18 protein-coding genes are annotated in these 21,606 nt (G+C 63.6%); 10 read left to right on the top strand and 8 right to left on the bottom strand.

The features are described 5' to 3' along the window. Positions 1–58: 58 nt before the first annotated feature. From AC1DS5_RS00650 to AC1DS5_RS00670, 5 genes are all read right to left on the bottom strand, one after another. Positions 59–1,747 (bottom strand): long-chain-fatty-acid--CoA ligase, encoded by a 1,689-nt coding sequence (locus AC1DS5_RS00650; RefSeq protein ID WP_477716316.1) that lies wholly within the window; start codon positions 1,745–1,747, stop codon positions 59–61. A 254-nt stretch (positions 1,748–2,001) separates the two neighbouring features. After that, positions 2,002–3,426, bottom strand: a complete 1,425-nt coding sequence (locus AC1DS5_RS00655) for an NAD(P)(+) transhydrogenase (Re/Si-specific) subunit beta (protein WP_477716317.1) — start codon at positions 3,424–3,426, stop codon at positions 2,002–2,004. After that, positions 3,423–3,749: an NAD(P) transhydrogenase subunit alpha part 2 gene (locus AC1DS5_RS00660; RefSeq protein ID WP_477716318.1), complete on the bottom strand. Its 327-nt coding sequence runs from the start codon at positions 3,747–3,749 to the stop codon at positions 3,423–3,425. The genes AC1DS5_RS00655 and AC1DS5_RS00660 overlap by 4 nt, the downstream gene beginning before the upstream one ends. A gap of 105 nt (positions 3,750–3,854) precedes the next feature. Continuing rightward, the gene (locus AC1DS5_RS00665; RefSeq protein ID WP_477716319.1) at positions 3,855–4,970 is read right to left on the bottom strand and encodes a Re/Si-specific NAD(P)(+) transhydrogenase subunit alpha; all 1,116 of its coding nucleotides are present in this window, start codon (positions 4,968–4,970) and stop codon (positions 3,855–3,857) included. Between the two features lie 323 nt (positions 4,971–5,293). Further along, entirely contained in the window at positions 5,294–6,826 is a 1,533-nt protein-coding gene (locus tag AC1DS5_RS00670) for a CoA-acylating methylmalonate-semialdehyde dehydrogenase (RefSeq protein ID WP_477716320.1), read from the bottom strand. A gap of 150 nt (positions 6,827–6,976) precedes the next feature. On the opposite strand from AC1DS5_RS00670, the gene AC1DS5_RS00675 reads away from it, so the two are divergent. Together AC1DS5_RS00675 and AC1DS5_RS00680 are read left to right on the top strand one after the other, a co-directional pair. Continuing rightward, on the top strand, positions 6,977–8,035 hold the full coding sequence (locus AC1DS5_RS00675; RefSeq protein ID WP_477716321.1) for a LysR family transcriptional regulator: 1,059 nt from the start codon (positions 6,977–6,979) through the stop codon (positions 8,033–8,035). An 80-nt stretch (positions 8,036–8,115) separates the two neighbouring features. Further along, entirely contained in the window at positions 8,116–8,625 is a 510-nt protein-coding gene (locus AC1DS5_RS00680; RefSeq protein WP_477716322.1) for an NUDIX hydrolase, read from the top strand. A 118-nt stretch (positions 8,626–8,743) separates the two neighbouring features. Here the strand turns inward: AC1DS5_RS00680 and AC1DS5_RS00685 are convergent, their stop codons facing one another. Continuing rightward, positions 8,744–9,205 carry a LysR substrate-binding domain-containing protein gene (locus tag AC1DS5_RS00685; protein WP_477716323.1) on the bottom strand — a complete coding sequence of 154 codons (462 nt, stop codon included), beginning with the start codon at positions 9,203–9,205 and terminating at the stop codon, positions 8,744–8,746. Positions 9,206–9,456: 251 nt separating this feature from the next. On the opposite strand from AC1DS5_RS00685, the gene AC1DS5_RS00690 reads away from it, so the two are divergent. Then, on the top strand, positions 9,457–11,487 hold the full coding sequence (locus tag AC1DS5_RS00690) for a 4-oxalomesaconate tautomerase (RefSeq protein ID WP_477716324.1): 2,031 nt from the start codon (positions 9,457–9,459) through the stop codon (positions 11,485–11,487). An 80-nt stretch (positions 11,488–11,567) separates the two neighbouring features. Then, a complete protein-coding gene (gene dctA / locus AC1DS5_RS00695; protein WP_477716325.1) occupies positions 11,568–12,884 on the top strand; it encodes a C4-dicarboxylate transporter DctA in 1,317 nt (438 codons plus the stop codon). A 3-nt stretch (positions 12,885–12,887) separates the two neighbouring features. Here dctA and AC1DS5_RS00700 read toward each other — a convergent pair whose 3' ends face one another. Next, entirely contained in the window at positions 12,888–13,811 is a 924-nt protein-coding gene (locus AC1DS5_RS00700; RefSeq protein WP_477716326.1) for a LysR family transcriptional regulator, read from the bottom strand. A 110-nt stretch (positions 13,812–13,921) separates the two neighbouring features. Between AC1DS5_RS00700 and AC1DS5_RS00705 the strand changes: the two genes are divergently transcribed. The 6 genes from AC1DS5_RS00705 to mnmA all read left to right on the top strand — a co-directional run bounded on the left by AC1DS5_RS00705 (position 13,922) and on the right by mnmA (position 20,535). After that, on the top strand, positions 13,922–14,947 hold the full coding sequence (locus AC1DS5_RS00705) for a Bug family tripartite tricarboxylate transporter substrate binding protein (protein WP_477716327.1): 1,026 nt from the start codon (positions 13,922–13,924) through the stop codon (positions 14,945–14,947). Positions 14,948–14,981: 34 nt separating this feature from the next. Continuing rightward, positions 14,982–15,839 (top strand): HTD2 family dehydratase, encoded by an 858-nt coding sequence (locus tag AC1DS5_RS00710; protein ID WP_477716328.1) that lies wholly within the window; start codon positions 14,982–14,984, stop codon positions 15,837–15,839. A 24-nt stretch (positions 15,840–15,863) separates the two neighbouring features. Continuing rightward, complete coding sequence (locus AC1DS5_RS00715) at positions 15,864–17,045, top strand: CaiB/BaiF CoA transferase family protein (protein ID WP_477716329.1); 1,182 nt, start codon at positions 15,864–15,866, stop codon at positions 17,043–17,045. Between the two features lie 2 nt (positions 17,046–17,047). Next, complete coding sequence (locus AC1DS5_RS00720; RefSeq protein ID WP_477716330.1) at positions 17,048–17,872, top strand: HpcH/HpaI aldolase/citrate lyase family protein; 825 nt, start codon at positions 17,048–17,050, stop codon at positions 17,870–17,872. A 41-nt stretch (positions 17,873–17,913) separates the two neighbouring features. Next, positions 17,914–19,263, top strand: coding sequence for a class-II fumarase/aspartase family protein (locus tag AC1DS5_RS00725; protein ID WP_477716331.1), 1,350 nt, complete (start codon positions 17,914–17,916; stop codon positions 19,261–19,263). Positions 19,264–19,335: 72 nt separating this feature from the next. Further along, positions 19,336–20,535: a tRNA 2-thiouridine(34) synthase MnmA gene (mnmA, locus tag AC1DS5_RS00730; protein WP_477716332.1), complete on the top strand. Its 1,200-nt coding sequence runs from the start codon at positions 19,336–19,338 to the stop codon at positions 20,533–20,535. Positions 20,536–20,586: 51 nt separating this feature from the next. Here mnmA and AC1DS5_RS00735 read toward each other — a convergent pair whose 3' ends face one another. Beyond that, positions 20,587–21,495, bottom strand: coding sequence for a LysR family transcriptional regulator (locus AC1DS5_RS00735; RefSeq protein ID WP_477716333.1), 909 nt, complete (start codon positions 21,493–21,495; stop codon positions 20,587–20,589). Positions 21,496–21,606 lie beyond the last annotated feature (111 nt).

Raw genomic sequence — 21,606 nt, forward strand, 5'->3', positions numbered from 1 at the left:
CGCCGCCCCCTAGAAAACCTTTGCAGGCTCTAAACCATGTTTGCCATGTTTGCGCAGCTCACTTTTTGTCGCGCAGCTCGCGGCGAAGAATTTTGCCAACCGGCGTCTTGGGCAGGTCGGTCCGGAACTCAACCACCTTGGGCTGCTTGTAGCCCGTGAGGTTGGCCTTGCAGTATTCGCGCACCTGGGCTTCCGTCAGCTCGGGGTTTTTCTTGACGATCACCAGCTTGACGGCTTCACCCGACTTGTCGTCAGCCACCCCCACGCAGGCGCATTCCATCACGCCCTCGAGCTTGGCCACCACGTCCTCGATCTCGTTGGGATAGACATTGAAACCGCTCACCAGGATCATGTCCTTCTTGCGGTCAACGATCTTGAAGAAACCGTTTTCGTCGAGCACGCCGATGTCGCCGGATTTGAAATAACCATCGGGGGTCATGACCTTGGCGGTCTCGTCGGGACGCTGCCAGTAACCCGCCATGACCTGCGGACCCTTGATGGCGATCTCGCCGGGCTGGCCGGGCGGCACTTCATTGCCGTCGTCATCGAGCAGCTTGAACCAGGTGCCGGGAATGGGCACGCCAATGGTGCCGGTAAAGGCCTTGCTGTTGGTCGGATTGCAGCTGGCCGATGGCGAGGTTTCGGACAGGCCGTAACCTTCGCAGATGGGGCAACCGGTTTTTTCCAGCCACAGCTTGGCCACCGCGCTTTGCACGGCCATGCCGCCGCCCAGCGAGACTTTCAGGTGCGACCAGTCCACGGTATTGAAGTCCGGGTGGTTGGCCAGGCCGTTGAACAGCGTGTTGACCGCGGGAAAGCTGTTGACCTTGTGCTTGGAAAGCTCCTTGAGCACGGCCGGCAGATCGCGCGGATTCGGGATCAGGATGTTTTTGCCGCCGGTGCGCATGCCCAGCATCATGTTCACCGTGAAAGCAAAGATGTGATAAAGCGGCAGCGCGCAGACATAGGTGGGCTGCTCGCCCGCGGGCAGGCTGGCCATGGCCGGGCCATTCCAGGCTTCGGACTGCAGCACGTTGGCAATCACGTTGCGGTGCAGCAGCACCGCACCTTTGGAAACGCCGGTGGTGCCGCCGGTGTACTGCAGCACCGCCACATCGTCGGGCTTGATGTCGGGGCGCTTGAGCGTGCCGCGCGTCCCCTGGGCCACTGCGTCGTTAAAGCGCACGGCACCCGGCAGATTGAAGGCAGGCACCATCTTCTTGACATTGCGCACCACATAGTTGACCAGCGCACCCTTGGCCAGGCCCAGCTGGTCGCCCATGGCGCACAGCACCACATGCTTGACAGGCGTGGTGGCGATGCACTGCTCGAGCACATGGGCGAAGTTCTCGATGATGACGATGGCCTTGGCGCCGGAGTCCTTGAGCTGGTGCTCCAGCTCGCGCGGCGTGTAGAGGGGGTTGACATTGACCACCACGTAGCCGGCGCGCAGGATGGCGGCCACAGCAACCGGATACTGCGGCACATTGGGCATCATGATGGCGATGCGGTCACCCTTGGCAAGGCCCAGTCCCTGCAAATAAGCACCGAAGGCGAGGGAGAGACTGTTCGTCTGGGTAAAGGTGATGTCCTTGCCCATGAAGCTGTAAGCCACACGGCTGCCATACTTCTGAAAGCTTTCCTCCATCAAGGCCACCAGCGACGGGTATTGCGAACTGTCAATGTCCGCAGGCACGCCCGCCGGGTAGGCTTTGAGCCACGGGCGATCAAGGGTCGCTGCATTCATGCTTGTCTTCTCCATCACGGTTGTCTGTGCCACGAATTCTCATGGCCCGCCCTCTTCGTGGCTATTGCGTTTTCCCTAGGAAACCGGAGAAATCAGAAGGGGAAGCCCTCTAATCCGGGGGCCTTGGCGCCCTTCATCCAGCAGGTGCGAAGGAGGAACCCCTCGCTGTCCGGGAGCCGGCATGGATGGCCCCCGTGTGGCCACAATCCGTTTTTTATTCGCCCGTTTTTTTTCTCGTCCGTTTGCTGGCCTGTTTACTCAATCGCCTTACCCATGTCCTCAATCACCTTCTTGGCGTCACCAAACACCATCATGGTTTTGTCCATGTAGAACAACTCGTTGTCCAGGCCAGCGTAGCCGGCAGCCATGGAGCGCTTGTTGACGATGACGGTCTTGGCCCGGTACGCCTCGAGGATAGGCATGCCGTAGATCGGGCTGCCCTTGGTGAGCGCGGCCGGATTCACCACGTCGTTGGCACCCAGAATGATCGCCACGTCGGCCTGCCCAAACTCACCGTTGATGTCTTCCATCTCGAACACCTGGTCGTAGGGCACCTCGGCCTCGGCCAGCAGCACGTTCATGTGGCCCGGCATGCGGCCGGCCACCGGGTGAATGGCGTACTTCACGTTGACGCCCTTGTGAATGAGTTTTTCGGCCAGCTCGTTCACCGCATGCTGCGCGCGCGCCACCGCCAGCCCGTAGCCGGGAACGATGATCACGGTTTCGGCGTTGCCCAGGATGTAGGCGGCGTCATCGGCCGAGCCGGACTTGACCGGGCGCTGCTCTTTGGCGCCGGCCACGGCAGTGCCCGCCTCGCCGCCGAAGCCACCCAGGATCACGTTGAAGAAGGAGCGGTTCATCGCCTTGCACATGATGTACGAGAGAATCGCACCCGACGAGCCGACCAGCGAGCCGGCAATGATCAGCATCGAGTTGTTCAGGGAAAAACCGATGCCGGCCGCGGCCCAGCCCGAATAGCTGTTGAGCATGGACACCACCACCGGCATGTCGGCGCCGCCGATGGGGATGATGATGAGCACGCCCATCACGAAGCTCAGCGCCAGCATCGCGAAAAAGGCTGGCCAGCTGCCCGTGAACATGAACACCAGCCCCAGGCCGATGGTCAGCAGGCCCAGCACCAGGTTGAGCTTGTGCTGGCCGGCAAACTGCACCGGCGCGCCCTGGAACAGGCGGAACTTGTAAGTGCCCGAGAGTTTGCCGAAGGCGATCACCGAGCCGCTGAAGGTGATGGCGCCAATGGCCGCGCCGAGGAACAGCTCCAGCCGGTTGCCGGTGGGGATGGGGCTGCCTTTGGCCGCGATGCCAAAGGCGTAGGGCTCGGCGACGGCGGCCACGGCGATGAAGACCGCGGCCAGGCCGATCATGCTGTGGAAGAAGGCGACCAGCTCGGGCATCTTGGTCATTTCGACCGTCTTGGCGCGCCAGGCGCCATAACCCCCGCCGACCACCAGGCCCACCAGGACATAAGCCATGCCCAGGGCCTTGCCGCCCGAGATTTCGACGATCAGCGCCGCCGTGGTCAGCATGGCAATGGCCATGCCCACCATGCCGAACAGGTTGCCGCGGATGGAGCTGGTGGGGTGCGACAGGCCCTTGAGTGCCTGAATGAAGCAAACAGAGGCCACCAGGTACAGCAGCGTGACGAGGTTCATGCTCATTTGGCGGCTCCTTCGGCGGGCGCGACCACTTTCTTTTCTTTCTTGCGGAACATCTCCAGCATCCGGCGCGTCACCAGAAAGCCGCCGAAGATGTTGACGGCCGCCAGCGCCACGGCCAGCACGCCCATGGTTTTGCCCAGCGGCGTTTCGGTCAGTGCAGCGGCCAGCATGGCGCCGACGATCACGATCGCCGAAATGGCATTGGTGACGGCCATCAGCGGCGTGTGCAGGGCGGGTGTCACGGTCCAGACCACGTGGTAACCCACGTAGATGGCCAGGACAAAAATAATCAGGTTGATGATGGTGGGTGACACTGCATCCATGGTCTTCTCCGTGAGGTGGCGGTACCGGGCTTGAGACTGGTGTGGCCCGGCTGGCCCGATTGATCCCGAAATGGTTTTGTTTCTTGCTGGCGTTGCCGCCAGAGCCTACTTGCGCTTGACTTCACCGCCCTGCGTCATCAGGCAGGCCGCCACGATGTCGTCTTCCAGGTCGACATTCAGAGCCCCCTCTTTCGTGATGATGAGCTTGAGGAAGTCGATCAGGTTGCGGGCGTAGAGCGCGCTGGCGTCGGCCGCCACGAGTGCCGGCACATTGGTCTGGCCGATCAGCGTCACGCCGTGCTTGATGACGGTCCGGCCGGGCTCGGTCAGCGGGCAGTTGCCGCCCTGCGGCGCCGCCAGATCAACAATCACGCTGCCGGGCTTCATGGCTTTCACCATCTCTTCGGTCACCAGCACGGGGGCGGGGCGGCCCGGAATCAGGGCGGTGGTGATGACCACATCGGCCTGGGCCACGCGTTTGGCCACTTCGGCCTTTTGCCGCTCCAGCCAGCTGGGCGGCATGGGTTTGGCATAGCCGCCCACGCCGACGGCGGCCTCGCGCTCCTCGTCGGTTTCATAGGGAACGTCGATGAATTTGGCGCCGAGGGATTCGACCTGCTCCTTGACGCTGGGGCGCACGTCGCTGGCCTCGATCACGGCGCCCAGGCGCTTGGCCGTGGCAATGGCCTGCAGCCCGGCGACACCAACACCCAGGATCACCACGCGCGCCGCCTTGACCGTGCCGGCCGCGGTCATCAGCATGGGGAAAAACCGCTGGTACTGTTCAGCGGCCATCATCACGGCCTTGTAGCCGGCAATGTTGGCCTGCGAAGACAGCACGTCCATGCTTTGGGCCCGGCTGGTGCGCGGCGCTGCTTCCAGGGCAAAGGAGGTCAGCCCCGCGGCGGCCAGCCGCTGCAGGCCGGTCGCATCAAAGGGGTTGAGCATGCCGACCAACACGCCGCCGGCCTTGGCATGCGCCATTTCGCCGTCCACCGGGCAGCGCACCTTGAGCACGATGTCAGCCGCATAGGCACCCGCGGCGTCGGTGATCTCGACCCCCACCGCCGTGTAGGCATCGTCTGGCACGCTGGCTGCGACGCCGGCGCCGGACTGGACGCGAACGGTGTGCCCCTGAGCCTTGAGCTTTTTGGCCGTTTCCGGCGTGATGGCAACGCGTGTCTCTCCGGCCGTGATTTCGGCAGGTACCCCAATCAGCATGGGTCTCTCCTCAGTGGATTAGTTTTTTTGGCGCGATTTACTTCAGCTCACCCAGGAGCCTGACAGGGAATTTAAACCTGTCGGCAAGCTTACATGAGATTTCTGAATTTTTTGCCCGGGCAGTCTACAGTTTTTTGATGCGGGCACGCCACACCCCCACCCACTCCGCCCCGCCCATCTCGCACACCTCCACGCGGGCGCAGGCCCGGCAACAGCCCGGCCCACGCGTTGGAGAGAACTGGTTTGACGGCCAGGACAGGCAAGACAAGCAGGACATGCGGCCTGCGGAACGCCGCAGGCCACAGCCAGGCCGCCAGCGCCGCCTACTTCGCGGTCGGCATCACAAACTCTGCGCCCTTGCCAATGCTCTCGGGCCAGCGCTGCATGATGGACTTTTGCTTGGTGTAAAAGCGCACGCCCTCTTCCCCGTAGGCATGCATGTCGCCAAACAGGCTTTTCTTCCAGCCGCCAAAACCGTGCCAGGCCATGGGGACCGGAATCGGCACGTTGATGCCCACCATGCCGACCTGGATGCGCCGGCTGAACTCGCGCGCCACGTGGCCGTCGCGGGTAAAGCAGCTCACGCCGTTGCCAAACTCATGGGCGTTGATCAGGTTGACTGCCTCGGCAAAATCCTTCACGCGCACGCAGCCCAGCACCGGGCCGAAGATTTCTTCCTTGTAGATGCGCATGTCGGGGGTCACATGGTCAAACAGCGTGCCGCCCATCCAGAAGCCCTGGTCACATCCAGGCCCCGCACTGGCGCCGGTGAAGGTGCGTCCGTCCACCAGCAGTTTCGCGCCTTCCTTGACACCCTGGTCGATGTAGCCGGTGATGCGCTGGTGCGCCGCGGCCGTGACGATGGGGCCCATTTCCGCATCAAGGTTCACCCCATTCTTGACGACCAGTGTTTTGGCGCGCGCCTGCAGCATGGGAATGAGCTTGTCGGCCACGTTGCCCACCAGCACCGCCACGGAAATCGCCATGCAGCGCTCACCGGCCGAGCCATAGCCCGCGCCGATCAGCGCGTCCACCGCCTGCTCCAGGTCCGCATCCGGCATCACCACCATGTGGTTCTTGGCGCCGCCCAGGGCCTGCACGCGTTTGCCGTGCCGGGCGCCGGTTTCATAGATGTAGTTGGCAATCGGCGTCGAGCCGACGAAAGACACGGCCTTGACATCGGGGTGCACCAGCAGCGCATCGACCGCCTCCTTGTCGCCCTGCACCACGTTGAACACCCCGTCAGGCAATCCCGCCTGCTTGAGCAGCTCCGCCATGAAGAGGCTGGGGCTGGGGTCGATCGGGCTGGGCTTGAGGATGAAGCTGTTGCCGGCGGCAATGGCCACCGGGAACATCCACATGGGCACCATCACGGGGAAGTTGAACGGCGTGATGCCGGCCACCACACCCAGCGGCTGGCGCAGCGTCCAGTTGTCGATGCCGGTGGAGACCTGGTCGGTGAAGTCGCCTTTCAGGAGCTGCGGGATGCCGCAGGCGAATTCCACGATGTCGATACCGCGCGAGACTTCGCCCTGGGCATCGGTGAACACCTTGCCGTGCTCGGCGGTGATCATGTGGGCCAGCTTGTCCTTGTTCGCGTTGAGCAACTCAAGAAACCGGAACATGACGCGGGCGCGGCGTATCGGCGGCGTGTCGGCCCAGGCGGGAAAGGCAGCCTGCGCGGCGGCGACCACCGTGTCCACGTCCACCGGGCTGGCCAGCGCCACGTGGCCCGACACGGCACCCGTGGCGGGGTTGAAGACTTCCTGGCTGCGGCCGGACGCACCCGCGGTGATGCGTCCGTTGAGGTAGTGGCCGATCGCTTGCGGAGCGCTTGCTGAAGGAGATAAAGACATGTGCAATCCTTTGAGGCCTGATTCGGCCAAGTCTGGGCGTTGATGGGAGGCTTGAACGAAGTCTAAGACTCTCCGCCCGATTTGATAATGCCCTGTTTACTGATTACATTGTTCATATTTCTGAACAATGTCAATCAATGGAGCCTCGCCATGTCATCTGACCAGCTCTCCCCGCTTGTGGCCGACCTTCACCTCCTGACGGTCTTGGCGGCCACCCGCAGCTTCACCGAGGCGGCACGCCGCCTGGGCGTCTCCAAGGCCTCGGCCAGCACGCGCATCAGCGAGCTGGAGCGCGCCGCCGGCGTCTCGCTGGTGCGCCGGACCACGCGCTCCGTCGGCCTGACCGAGGCGGGCCAGCAACTGGTCAATGAAATGCAGCCGGCGTTCAACCGGATCAGCGAGAGCTATACGGCGGTCCGGGACCTCGTCGGTACGCCGCGCGGACTGATCCGGGTCACCGCACCGGTGGCGCTGGGGCGCCAGCACCTCGCGCCCTGCGTCGCCGCCTTCCTGAAACGCTTTCCCGACATTCACATCGAGCTGGAGCTGACCGACCGCTTTGTGAACCTGGCCAACGAAGGCTTTGACCTGGCCATCCGGCACACCAATGCGCCGCCCGAAACCCATGTGGCCTGGGTGCTGTGCGAAACGCGCTCGTTCCTGCTCGCCAGCCCCGACTACCTGTCGCGGCGGGGCACGCCGTCGCACCCGTCCGAGCTGACCTCGCACGACTGCCTGCTGTACCTGGGCGGCAGCCATGCCGGCAGCTGGACGTTTGTGCGCAACACCAAACGAAAATCGGACGAACGGGTGGGCGTGACCATTACCGGCACGCTCAAGGCGAACAACAGTGAAGTGCTGCGGGACGCCCTACTGGCCGGCCTGGGCATAGGCCTGCTGCCCGACTTCAGCCTGCCGGAAGGATGTGCCCCCACGCTTTTCACCTCGTGTAATACGCTGCCCCCCGAGGGGGCTGCGCTTGCTCGGGGCGGCCCAGCGCGGCGCGCGGCCCGCGAAAAACATCCGGCGCTGGTGCAGGTGCTGCCCGACTGGCAGGCGCAGGGATTCTTTGGCGAACGCATTTATGCCCTGCGGCCCTGGTCGCCGCAGGTGCCGAAGGCCGTCCAGTGCTTTGTCGAACACCTGCGCCAGAGTTTTGCCCAGGGGTTTGCCGGCGTGGCGGGTGGCCAGCCTCCGGCCAGAAGCTGATCCGGAGCAGCTTGCCGGCCAGGGGTTCACCGCGGCGGGACGGGAACACGGGGGGTACGGGGGGCACGGATAATCGCCCCATGAACAAACGATGGAAACCCAGCGTCACGGTCGCTGCGGTGATTGAACGCGATTTCGGCGGCGTCCGGAAATTCCTGCTCGTGGAAGAGCAGACCCGGGACGGCCTGAGGCTGAACAATCCTGCGGGCCACCTGGATCCCGGGGAGAGCCCCGAGCAGGCCTGCGCCCGCGAAACCCTGGAAGAGACCGCCTTTCATTTCAAGCCCACGGCCATCGTCGGCATCTACCTTTCGCGCTTTGAGCAGGCCGCGGCCGGACGCGTCACGCCGCTGGACATCACCTACCTGCGCTTTGCGTTTTGCGGAGAACTGGGCGAACACGTGCCCGGCCAAGCACTGGACGAAGGCATTGTGCGCACGGTATGGCTCACCGCCGACGAGATCAGGGCCTGCACCCACCTGCACCGCAGCCCCCTGCTGCTGACCTGCATGGAAGACTATCTGGCCGGAAGGCGTTACCCGCTGGACATCGTCACCACGGACCCTTCAGTTTTGCTAGAAAATCCATAGCTACCCACGCTCGTTTTATCGGAGTTCAAGGGCGATTATTTTCCTCATCCCGGCGCGTCCGATACGCCCGCAAGACAGCTAGGACAGTCGGAACAGCCGGGACAGCAAGCCGATGCGCTCAGCGCCGTGCCTTGAGCGCGGCGCGCAGGTAGTCGTGAAACATGCTCGCCGGCGCGCGCAGGGCCGCGCCGCGGCGGGTGGCCAGGCCCAACACCCGGGACACCGACGGCCGGCGCAGTGCGACGCCGACCAGCGCCGGATGCGTGGGCGGCAGCGCCAGGCGCGGCACCACGGCCAGGCCCAGCCCCGCCTCCACCATGCCCAGCAGCGTGGCGATATGGCTGACTTCAAAGCGGTAGGACGGGTTGACGCCGGCCTTGGCCAGCGCATCGTCCAGCAACTGGCGGTTGCCGCTGGAGCGCGCCACCGCAATCAGCCGCTCGCTCTCCAGCTCCGCCCAGGCCAGGGTCTTGCGCGTCGCCAGCGGGTGCTCGCGGCACAAAGCCTGCACGAAAGAGTCGGTATGTAGGGGGTCAAACTTCACGCCGGGCACCGGGCTGCCCATGAAGCTGACCACCATCACCACCGTCCATGCGCGGTGATTGGTGCACGCGACGCACCAATATATTCAAAAAATGCAATTTACAACGCAGCACCACTTGCGAACAATGCGCCTGTCATCAAAGCCCTTGTGCGTGCTCGCCGTAGTGGCAATGCAATTGGCGACACCCTTCACCTGAAACGGCGGGAGCATCGGGCCCAGCCATACAAAGGAAACCAGATGTTGAAACCAATCACCGCTTTTAAATGCCGGTGGCCCGAAGACCCGCCATGCTGAACCGAAAAATACCCTGCGTCCTGATGCGTGCCGGGACCTCGCGCGGCCCCTTCTTTTTGCGGGAATGGCTGCCCGAGGGCGATGAAGCCCGCGACCAGGCCCTGATTGGCGCGATAGGCGCATCGGACCCGTTGCAGCTCGACGGTTTGGGGGGCGGCAGCACGCTCAACAGCAAGGTCGCCATCGTGTCACGCTCCAGCCAGCCCGGTTGCGATCTGGACTACCTGTTTGCCCAGGTTGGCGTCGGTCACCAGTCGGTAGACACCCGGCCCAACTGCGGCAACATGTTGTCCGGCGTCGCCCCGTTTGCCATTGAGCAGGGCTTGATCCCGGCGCAGAACGGCCACACCACGGCACGGATTTTCAACGTCAATACGGGTGCCCGCATAGACGTCACCGTCTGCACGCCCGGCGGACGGGTCAGTTACGAAGGCGATGCCCGCATTGATGGCGTGGCCGGGACCGCCGCCCCGATTTTATTGAACTTTCTGGACGCCTGGGGCGCGGTCACCGGAAAGCTGTTCCCGACCGGGCAGCGCATTGATGTAATCGATGGCCTGGAACTCACCTGCATTGACGCTGCCATGCCCCTGATGATCCTGCGTGCCAGTGACTTGGGCCTGACGGGGCGCGAGCGGCCTGCACAGCTGGATGCCAATACGGCGCTGATGGAGCGGATCGAGACACTGCGCTGCATTGCCGGCGCCCGCATGGGCCTGGGCGATGTGTCGGGCAGCGTGATTCCGAAGCCGGTGCTGGTCAGCGCCGGCGATGGCCCGCTCAGCATCACCTCGCGCTACTTCACACCTCGGCGCTGCCATGCGTCGCATGCCGTCACCGGTGCTATCGGCGTGGCAACCGCCTTCGCCTTGCCCGGCACCGTCGCCAGCGGCATGACCAGGCCGCCTGGCAAACACCCGCTGACGGTGTTGCACCCGGCCGGGCAAATTGACATTGAAGTCGAGCTGGAAGGCCAGGGGCAGCACGCCACGATACAGCGTGCCGCGCTGGTGCGTACCGCCCGGAAAATCATGCAGGGCGAGTTGCACCTGCCCGACTATGTGTTCCCCAGGTCCAGCCCGGAGCCCACAGCGAGCACCGAGGTGGCCAGGCCATTCCCCAGCAAAGACATCCTCATCATCGTGCCCACCAGCGCCGGCGGCGGCAACGACACCATGGCCCGCACGCTGACGCGCAAACTCGGCCCCTTGCTTGGCCAGGCCGTGACGGTGGACAACCGCGCCGGGGCCAATGGCAGCATTGCCAGCGAATATGTGGCGCATGCCCAGCCCGACGGCCATACCCTGATGTTTGGCTACATTGCCACCCACGGCATCAACCCGGCATTGCAGGCGCTGCGCTACGACCCCGTGGCCGACTTTTCGCCGGTCGGCCTGGTCGGCTATTCGCCCACGTTACTGGTCGTCCATGCCAACCTTCCGGCGCATAGCGTGGCGGAGTTGGTCGCCCTGATTCAGGCCCAGCCCGACCGCTTCAGCTATGCCTCGGCCGGCGAAGGCACGGCACCGCATCTGGCCGCCGAACTGTTCAAGCTCCACACCGGCGCCATGCTGCACGGCATGGCCTATCCCGGCGCTGCCCCGGCCATTGCCGACACGGTACGCGGCAACGCCCAGCTGATGTTCCCCAGCCTTTTTACCGCCCAGCCTTATTTGCGCAGCGGCAAGCTCAGGGCGCTGGCGGTGGCTGGACCGGCGCGCCTGCCCGGCCTGCCCGATGTGCCGACCCTGGCCGAGGCGGGTGTGACGAAAATCGAGTTGACCCAGTGGTACGCCCTGTTTGCGCCTGCCAAAACACCGCCGGCAGTCGTCACGCACCTGAACCAAGCCCTTAACACCGTGTTGCAGGACCCGGAAATCATCGCCCGCTTTGGGGCCGACGGAGCGCATGTGCAGACCAGCACCCCGGCAGCGCTGCAGCAACTGCTGATTGCCGAGCGGCAAAAGTGGCAACAGGTGGTGCAACTGGTGGGCCTTCGGGCCGAGACACCGCTGGCCGAGTAGCCCGCCGACAGACCCACCCGGGCATGCACTGCCCTGACCACTGAAGTTTGAATGATTTGAAAGATACCAGGAGACAAACCATGAAACCCGCCAAGCTCCTCAAATTGCTGTACATCCAGGTGCTGATCGGCCTGCTGCTCGGCATCACCGTAGGCCACTATTGGCCAGAGTTGGGCGCGGCACTCAAGCCGCTGGGCGACGGCTTCGTCAAGCTCGTCAAAATGATGATCGCGCCGATCGTCTTTTGCACCATCGTCAGCGGCATCACATCGCTGGGCGAATCAAAAGAGATCGGCAAGACCCTGCTCAAGTCCATGGGCCTGTTTTACGTGCTGACCATACTGGCGCTGCTCACCGGACTCGCTGCCGTATTCATGCTGCAGCCCGGCGCCGGCATGCACATCGACGCCAAAACGCTGGACGCGACCGTGGCCGCCAGATTCAGCAAAGGTGCACCGATGGGCTTTGTTGACTTCGTGCTGCACATCATTCCTGCCTCCTTCTTCGGCGCCTTCGCCGAGGGCGAAGTGTTGCCGGTGCTGTTGCTCGCGGTGCTGTGCGGCTTCGGCCTGACGCACATCGGCCGCGCGGGGAGAGTCGTGCTCGACGGCATTGACAGCTTCGCGCACATGCTTTTCGCCGCATTCGGCCTGATCATGCGCGTGGCCCCACTGGGTGCATTCGGTGCCATGGCCTTCACGGTCGGACGCTATGGCATCAAGTCGATCGGCTCGCTGGGGCTGTTGATCGGCACCTTCTACGTCGCCTGCATCTTTTTTGTCGTCGTGGTGCTCGGTTTGCTGGCCCACACCCATGGATTCAAGCTGTGGCAGCTGATGCGCTACATCCGCGAGGAACTGCTGGTGGTACTCGGCACTTCATCCAGCGAGCCGGTGCTGCCGCGGCTGCTGATGAAGCTTGAGCGCCTGGGTTGCAAAAAAGGCGTGGTCGGCCTCGTGCTGCCAACCGGTTACTCCTTCAACCTCGACGGCACCGCCATCTACCTTACGCTGGCATCCATGTTCATTGCACAGGCCTGCGACATCCACCTTTCGTGGGGACAGATTGCCGGGATGCTGGGCCTGATGCTGCTGACCTCCAAGGGTGCCGCCGGCGTCACGGGCAGCGGCTTCGTCGCGCTGGTGGCCACACTCACCGTGATGCCCGACCTGCCGGTGGCGGGTGTCGCGCTCATTATTGGCATCGACCGCTTCATGTCGGAGGCACGGGCGCTCACCAGCACCATCAGCAATGCGGTCGCGTGCATCGTGGTTGCGAAATGGGAGCGTGCCTGTAACAACGACGTGCTGTTGCATGAACTGGCGCAAGGGTATGCAGAGGTGGAGGAGCAGCAGGAAGGACCCGTCCCGCTACCCGGTGGTGTAACACAGTCCTAGCATTCAAGCCGGATCGACGGCGGCCGATTTACGGGTCTTCAATGCTGTACGCAGATGCTGGCGAAACATCTCCGCCGCGGGCCGCAGGCTGACGCCATGGCGCGTCAACAGCCCCACCCTGCGCACAGTCTGTGGCTGGCGCAGGGGCACGCCCACCAGGGTGGGATGCGTGGCAGCCAGCGCCATGCGGGGCACAGCCGCCAAACCCAGACCAGCCTCCACCATGCCGAGCAAGGTCGCGACGTGGCTGACCTCGAACGCGAAGCTCGGGTTCAAACCGGCCTTGGTCAGTGAATCGTCCAGCAACTGGCGGTTGCCACTGCTGCGGGCCACAGCAATCAGGCTCTCCGTCTCCACGTCGACCCAGTTCACAAATTTACGCCTGGCCAGCCGGTGTTTGCGCGGCATCGCCAACACAAACGGGTCGTTGTGAATGGACTCGAATGCAATCTCCGGTACCAGTGTGTTCATGAAGCCAATGCCAAAGTCAGATTCGCCCGACAGCACGCTTTGCAGCACCTGGTTCATCGTCTCATCCACCACCCGCACACGGATGCCGGGATAGTGCTGGGCAAAACTGTTCACCACCGTCGGTAAAAAATACAAGGCAGCCGACGGCACGCAGGCTACCGTCACGCGCCCACCCCGGTGGGTGGCGATGTCGGCAATACCGAGCACGGCCGACTCCAGGTCGTCCAGCGCGGTGCGGGCGCGCTCCAGGAAAACACGGCCCAGGGGCGTCAGCTCAACCTCGCGCGTGGTGCGGTTGAACAGGCGGGCGCCCAGGATGGTCTCGAGTTTGTCGATGCGCCGGCTCAACGCCGGGGCCGACAGATTGATGTGATCCGCTGCAGCGCGAAAGCTGCCTCGATCCGCCACGGCGACAAAAGCCTGCAATTGCTGCAAATCAAAATTAATGCGCGCCATGCAGCAATCGTAGCAAAAATTGCAATTTACATGCAAGCAGGATATCCGGATGATCAAGTCCACAGCACGGGTCAGCCTCTTGATCCGAAGCCAACCCACAGGAGACTCCCATGCCGCATCCATACGCCGCCCGGCCGCTCTCATTGACGCCTTCCAGGCAATCAATGCCCTTCACGCCCTGGTTGACCGGGCTTTCCATGGCGCTGCTCGCCACGGCTTGCGGCCAGGTGTTGGCACAAGCCTGGCCCGAAAAAACCGTCACCATTGTGGTGCCCACCGCTGCCGGTGGCGCCAACGACGCGATGGCGCGCATCATCGGACAAGGCCTCAGCACGCGGCTTGGAAAGGCTGTCATTGTTGAGAACAAGGCCGGCGCCAATGGCGCCATTGCCAGCGAGTTCGTGGCGCGCGCCGCGCCCGATGGCTATACCATCATGTTCGGCTATATCGCCACCCACGGCATCAACCCGGCGCTGCAAAAACTCAAGTACGACCCGGTGACCGATTTCGAGCCCATCGGCATGGTGGCGGCCTCCCCCACCGTGCTGGTTGTCAACAACGCCGTGCCCGCAAAAAATGCGAAGGAACTGGTACAACTGATCAAGGCCAAGCCGGGCAGCTTCAGTTATGCCTCGGCCGGCAACGGCACCGCGCCCCACATTGCCGGTGAGCTGTTCAAACTGTCTGCCGGGCTGGACGTGGTGAGCGTTCCTTACAAAGGCTCTGCGCCTGCGGTTGTGGACACCATTGCGGGCAACACGCAGTTCATGTTCCCCAGCCTGTTCACGGCCTACCCGCAAGTCAAGGGCGGCAAACTCAAGGCGCTGGGTATTGCCGGCGACAAGCGCTCGGCCGTATTGCCCGATGTGCCCACGCTGGCCGAACAAGGCATAGCCAACGTTAGCATGTCACAGTGGTACGCCATGTTCGCACCCGCAAAAACGCCCAAGGCCGTGATCGACCGGCTCAACCGCGAAATGAACAGTGTGCTGGCCGACAAGGCGGTGCAGAAAAAAATCGAGGACCAGGGCGCAGAAGTCGAAACCGGCACACCCGAGCAGTTGAAAACCCTGGTACAGAAAGAAGTCACGCGCTGGAAAGGTGTTGTCGCCACAGCCAAGATCAAAGTCGAATAAACGGCAGCTCAGGAAAGTCACTTAAGGAATTTTCATGACCTTGCAAAACTGGATTGGCCGCAGCGAAACGGTGGAAGACATCGCCACCGCCACACCTTACGCAGCGCTGTCCGCCACGCTGGACTGGCCCACTGCGTCCGGCTCACTTCGCCCAGCGCCCGGCACGCCGCTGCCCAGCCTGTGGCACTGGCTGTACTTTCTGCCCATCTATCCGCAGTCGGAAATCGGGGCGGATGGTCATGCCAAACGTGGTGGCTTTCTGCCACCCGTTCCACTGCCGCGCCGCATGTGGGCGGGCAGCGACTTTGAGTTTCATGAGCCGCTGCTGGTTGGCGACACGCTGACCCGCACGTCCACCATTGCCGACGTAAAGGAAAAGTCGGGCCGCACGGGCAACCTGATTTTTGTGCGCGTGCGTCACGAGATCCGTCGCAATGGGGCGGCGGCCGTGGCGCTGACCGAGCACCACAATATCGTCTACCGCGCTGCGCCGACCCCCGACGACGTGCCACCGCCGCCGCAGGCCGCACCGCTTGTGTCCGCCTGGGAGCGGCGCATCGTGCCCGACGACGTGCTGCTGTTTCGCTACTCGGCGCTGACCTTCAACGGCCACCGCATCCACTATGACCGCAAGTATGTCACCGAGGTCGAAGGCTATCCGGGCCTGATCGTGCACGGGCCCCTGATCGCCACGCTGCTGATGGATTTGCTGCGCCGCCAGCAGCCGCAGGCGAAGGTGCTGCGCTTTGAGTTCAAAGCCGTACGTCCGACCTTTGACATCCACCCTTTTTCTGTCCACGGCCAACCGTCAACTGATGGCAAAACCGTGCGTCTGTGGGCCCGCGACCATGAAGGCTGGCTCACGATGGATGCCACCGCAACACTCGCCTAAATCAAGACTGGTCAGACACTCCTTATGCAACCACTCAAAGGCATTACCGTCGTCACACTGGAGCACGCGATTGCGGCCCCATTCGCCACGCGCCAGCTGGCCGACCTCGGCGCACGCGTCATCAAGATTGAGCGCCCCGGCGTGGGCGACTTTGCGCGCGGTTACGACGAGCGCGTGCGCGGCCTGGCCTCGCATTTCGTCTGGACCAACCGCTCCAAGGAAAGCCTCACGCTCGATGTGAAGCATGACGAGGCGCAAAAAATCCTGCTGCGCCTGATCCGGGAAGAAGCTGACGTGGTGGTGCAAAACCTGGCGCCCGGCGCCGCGGCACGGCTGGGCCTGTCCTACGAAGCGCTGTCCCAACTCAAGCCCGGCATCATCGTCTGCGACATCTCGGGCTATGGCGGCGATGGGCCCTACCGCGACAAAAAGGCCTACGACCTGTTGATCCAAAGCGAAGCGGGCTTTGTGTCTGTCACCGGAACGCCGGACACCCCTGCCAAGGCCGGTCCCTCGATCGCCGACATTGCGGCAGGCATGTACGCCTACACCAACATTCTGGCGGCGCTGATGCACCGCCAGCAAACCGGCGAGGGCCAGCGCATCGACGTGTCCATGCTCGAATCTCTCACCGAGTGGATGAACTACCCGCTGTACTACGCCTTTGAGGGCGCGGCCCCGCCACCACGCACCGGCGCCAGCCATGCCACCATCTACCCCTATGGCCCCTTTCCGGCCGGTGATGACAAGACGGTGATGCTGGGTCTGCAAAACGAGCGCGAGTGGAAAGTGTTTTGCGAAAAGGTCTTGTTGCAGCCCGCGCTGGCCAGCGACGAACGCTTCTCAGGCAACGCCAAGCGCAGCGCAGAGCGAGCCGTGCTCTCTGCCTTGATCAGCGAAGCCTTTTCAAAACTCACGGCCGAGCAGGTGGCGCAACGGCTGGAGCAGGCCGGCATTGCCAACGCGCAGGTCAACACCATGAGCGAGGTCTGGGCGCACCCGCAACTCAAGGCGCGGGGGCGCTGGCGTGAGGTGGCAACACCCGCCGGACCCATCCCTGCCCTGCTGCCGCCGGGCTCATGGCAACACGGCGCGCCACGCATGGATGCCGTGCCCGCGCTGGGCCAGCACACCGATGCGATCCTGGGCCACCATGGTTACAGCGCAGAGCGCATTGCCGGGCTTCGCGCCGAAGGTGTCGTGTGACTATGCCTGCCTACGAAGCCCTGACCTACCTATTCGTGCCCGGCAACCGGCCCGAGCGCTTCGCCAAGGCGCTGGCCTCGGGCGCGGACCGCATCATCATCGACCTGGAAGACGCTGTAGCGCCCGAATGCAAAGCGGCGGCTCGCACCGCGATTGGGGAATGGATGGCTGCAAGCGATGCACCGCGCGAGCGGGTGCTGATACGCATCAATGATGCTGCCACCCCCTGGCATGCCGACGATCTAACGCTGGTCAGCACGGTGCGAGCGCTTTGCGTGATGTTGCCGAAATGCGAAACACCCAATCAGGTCGCTGCGGTGCTGGCCTGTTTACCCAAGGATGCAACCGTGCTGCCGCTGATTGAAACCGCACGCGGCGTGGTGGCCTTGCATGAGATTGCCGCAGCGCCCGGCGTGACGCGGCTGGCCTTTGGGTCACTGGATTACATGGCGGACCTGGATATTCCCGCAGGCAGCCTGGCACTCCAGTTCGCTGCCGCACAAATTGCCATCGCCTCGCGCGCTGCAGGCATTGGATCGCCCGTAGCCGGCGTCACGCCTGATCTCGACGCCACGCGCGTGGCCACCGACATGGCGAACGCTCGCACTTTGGGGTTCGGCGCCAAGATGTGCATTCACCCTTCGCAAGTGGCTGTGGTGCGTACCGCCCTCGCGCCCAGTGCCCAGGAACTGGCCTGGGCGCAGCGTGTACTGCAAGCCTGGAATACGTCTGGCGGCGGCGCAATACAGGTGGACGGCAAAATGGTGGACCGCCCAATCGTCCTGAAAGCTGAGCGCATCGTTGCACAAGCAGCCCGAACGAATTAAGTCCAGGCCCCCAAAAAGCATCAATCCAAACGGAGAACCCCATGCCCGCAAGCATCATTGATTCCAGAATTTTCGGCGACATGTTCAGCGACGCCAAAATGCGCCAGGTCTGGTCTGACGAAAACCGCACCGCCAAGTACCTCGACATCGAACGTGCGCTCGCCAAGGTGCAGGGCGAGCTCGGCATCATCCCGCGCGAGGCCGCTGAAGAGATCGTGAAGCACTGCGAACTCAGCCAGATTGACTGGGCCCAGCTGAAAGCCAAGACCGAGCAGATCGGCTACCCCATCATCGCGGTGGTCAACCAGATCAATGCCAATTGCAGGGACAAGCTGGGCGAATACTGCCACTGGGGTGCCACGACGCAGGACATCACCGACACGGCCGCCGTGCTGCAAATCCGCGAGGGCCTGGCACTGGTCGAGGAAGACCTGAAAGACATCTCGGCGGCCCTCGCCAACCTGGCCCGCACGCACCGCAACACGCCCGTCATCGGCCGCAGCAACCTGCAGCAGGCGACGCCCATCACCTTTGGCTACAAAATGGCCAGCATCCTGGCGGGCATTGAACGCCATCGCGAACGCCTGCAGCAGCTCAAGCCCCGCGTGTTGGTCGGTGAGTTTGGCGGTGCGTCGGGAACCCTGTCCTCGCTGGAAAAAGGCGCGATGGAAACCCAGGCCGGGCTGATGAAGGAGCTGGGCCTGGGCCAGCCACTGATTTCATGGCACACGGTGCGCGACAACTTCGCCGAAGTCGGCACCTTCCTCGGGCTGGTCGGCGGCTCGCTCGGCAAGATCGCGATGGACGTCAAGCTGATGATGCAGACGGAAGTGGCCGAGGTCTACGAGCCCTTTGCGCCGGGGCGCGGCTCATCGTCCACCATGCCGCAAAAGCGCAACCCGATCTCCTGCCTCTACATCCACGCCAACATCTCGGTCGTGCGCCAGCTGGCCGCCTCCCTGATGGATGCCATGGTGGCCGACCACGAGCGCTCGACCGGCCCGTGGGAAATCGAATGGGTCGCGATGCCGGAAATTTTCTGCCTGATGTCCGGCGCGCTGAAGCAGGCGAAGTTCATCCTCGCGGGCCTGGAAGTGGATGCGGCCCAGATGCGGCACAACATCGACCTCACGCACGGGCTGGTCATGTCCGAGGCCGTCATGATGGGACTGGGCCCCTACATCGGCCGCGAATATGCCCATGACCTGGTCTATGACATCTGCCGCGCGGCGCTGAAGGAAAAGCGTCCGCTGATCGACCTGCTGGCCGAGCATCCGGAAATCAACAAGCATGTGACGCGCGAGCAACTGGCTTCGTTCTGCGACCCGATGAACAACCTGGGCCAGGCGGGGGTCATGGTGGACCGGGTGCTGGCCAGCCTCAAATCCTGAACGGGGCTGAACAGCCCACCCCCAAAAACCGCACACCAGCCCGGCCTTCGGACCCCGGGGATAATCACGCCCATGGGCGAAGTATCTACAACGAAACAACGGGTGGTGGTGGGTTTGAGCGGCGGCGTGGACTCCGCGGTGACGGCTTACCTGCTCAAAAAGCAGGGCCATGAGGTCATCGGCATCTTCATGAAAAACTGGGAAGATGACGACGACAGCGAGTACTGCTCCTCCAACATCGACTTCGTGGACGCCGCGGCCGTGGCCGATGTGATCGGCATCGAGATCGAGCATGTCAATTTCGCCGCCGACTACAAGGACCGGGTGTTCGCCGAGTTCCTGCGCGAGTACCAGGCCGGCCGCACGCCCAACCCCGACATCCTGTGCAACGCCGAGATCAAGTTCAAGGCCTTCCTGGACCACGCGATGCGCCTGGGCGCCGAGAAGATCGCCACGGGTCACTACGCCAGGGTTCGCAGAAATGAAAGCACCGGACTGCACGAACTGCTCAAAGGCCTGGATCCGGCCAAGGATCAGAGCTACTTTTTGCACCGTTTGAACCAGGCACAGCTTTCCAAAACGCTGTTTCCCGTGGGCGAGTTGCACAAGACGGAAGTGCGGCGCATTGCCGACGAGATCGGTCTGCCGAACGCGAAGAAAAAAGATTCGACCGGCATCTGCTTCATCGGCGAACGACCCTTCCGCGAATTCCTGAACCGCTACATCGCCAAGGCGCCCGGCGCTATCAAAAATGACAGGGGCCGCGTGCTGGGCGAGCATGTGGGCCTGTCTTTTTACACCCTGGGCCAGCGCCAGGGCCTGGGCATAGGCGGTGTGAAGGCCAGAGGCGCAGAACTCAAGGCCGCCCAGGCGCGCGGGCAGCGCGGCGTCGGTGAACATGAGCCCTGGTTTGTCGCCCGCAAGGACCTGGAGAGCAACACCTTGTGGGTGGTGCAGGGCCACGATCATCCATGGCTGCAGTCCACGACCCTGAGCGCCCAGGACTGCAGCTGGGTGGCAGGCACCGCGCCGGCACCGGGCCTCATGGCCGCCAAGACCCGTTATCGGCAGGTGGACGCCACCTGCGAGCTGCGCGGCGCAACGACGGCGCATTGCGAACTGGCATTCACCGAGCCCCAATGGGCCGTGACGCCGGGGCAGTCGGCCGTGCTCTACCAGGGCGATGTCTGCCTGGGCGGCGGCGTGATCACGACCAGCAACGTGCAGAACACCGCGCCGGGCCGGTCAACGCCGGAACTCTTGATCAAATAACGCGCCTGGCCCGATTAACCGCTCAGCGCCCCGCTATGGCTATATCGCGGTTTACTGCTCGTCAGCCCACCAGGCTTCCCCGAATTGCCCCTGCAGCCAGGCCACGAAGCCGCTGACCTTGGTGGGCACCAGTTGCGGCGAGGGATAGACCGCATGGATCTCCTGCTGGGGCAGCGTCCAGTCCGTCAGCAGCGGCCGCAGCACACCGCTGCGGATGGATTTGTGCGCCACATACCGGGGCAAGGCTGCCACGCCCATGCCGCCCCGCGCCGCCGCCAGCAGCGCCGACAGGTTGTTGGAGCGCAGCGGACCCTTGACCGGCACCGGCAGCGCGAGCCCATCGGTCCCCGTGAAGTGCCAGCGGGCATCGCCCTGCACGGTGCTGTAGATCAGGGCCTCGTGGGCCGCCAGGTCCGCCGGAACCGAAGGCTCGCCGCGCTTTTCAAGGTACTCGGGCGACGCGACCAGCACCCACGGATTGACCCCCAGGTAACGGGCACCCAGCGTTGAATCGGCCAGCGGCCCCATGCGGATGGCGACGTCGATGCCCTGCTCGACCAGGTCGACATAGCGGTCCTCGAAATTCAGCTCGATCTGCAGTTGGGGATGCAGCTTCATGAAGCGCATCACCAGCGGCACCAGCACGCGCCGGCCGAAGGCGACCGACGTGCTGATGCGCAAGCCGCCCTGCACCTGCGACTGCAGCAGGGCGGCCACCGTCTCGGCCTCCTCGATGTGGTGCGCGATCAGCTTGCATTTTTCATAGTACAGCGCGCCAATTTCGGTGGGCGTCACGCCGTGCGTCGAGCGGTGCAGCAGGCGGGAACCCAGCTGTTTTTCCAGCTGGGCCACGAGCTTGGTGGCCGACGGCTGCCCGATGCCCACGTCGGCCGCAGCCTTGCTGAAAGAGCCGAGGTCCACCACGCGGATGAAAAGTTGAATGGCTTGAATCCGGTCCATGGCCTGAAGTAGACCACGACCGGACACATCCCGGGAGAATTTATTCCAATTTGGAATAACCGTAATGCATGCCTTGGGGCTTCCGCGCAAGCGGCAGGCGGGCGACCATCA

The sequence above is a fragment of the Polaromonas sp. P4_H1 genome (assembly GCF_056400945.1).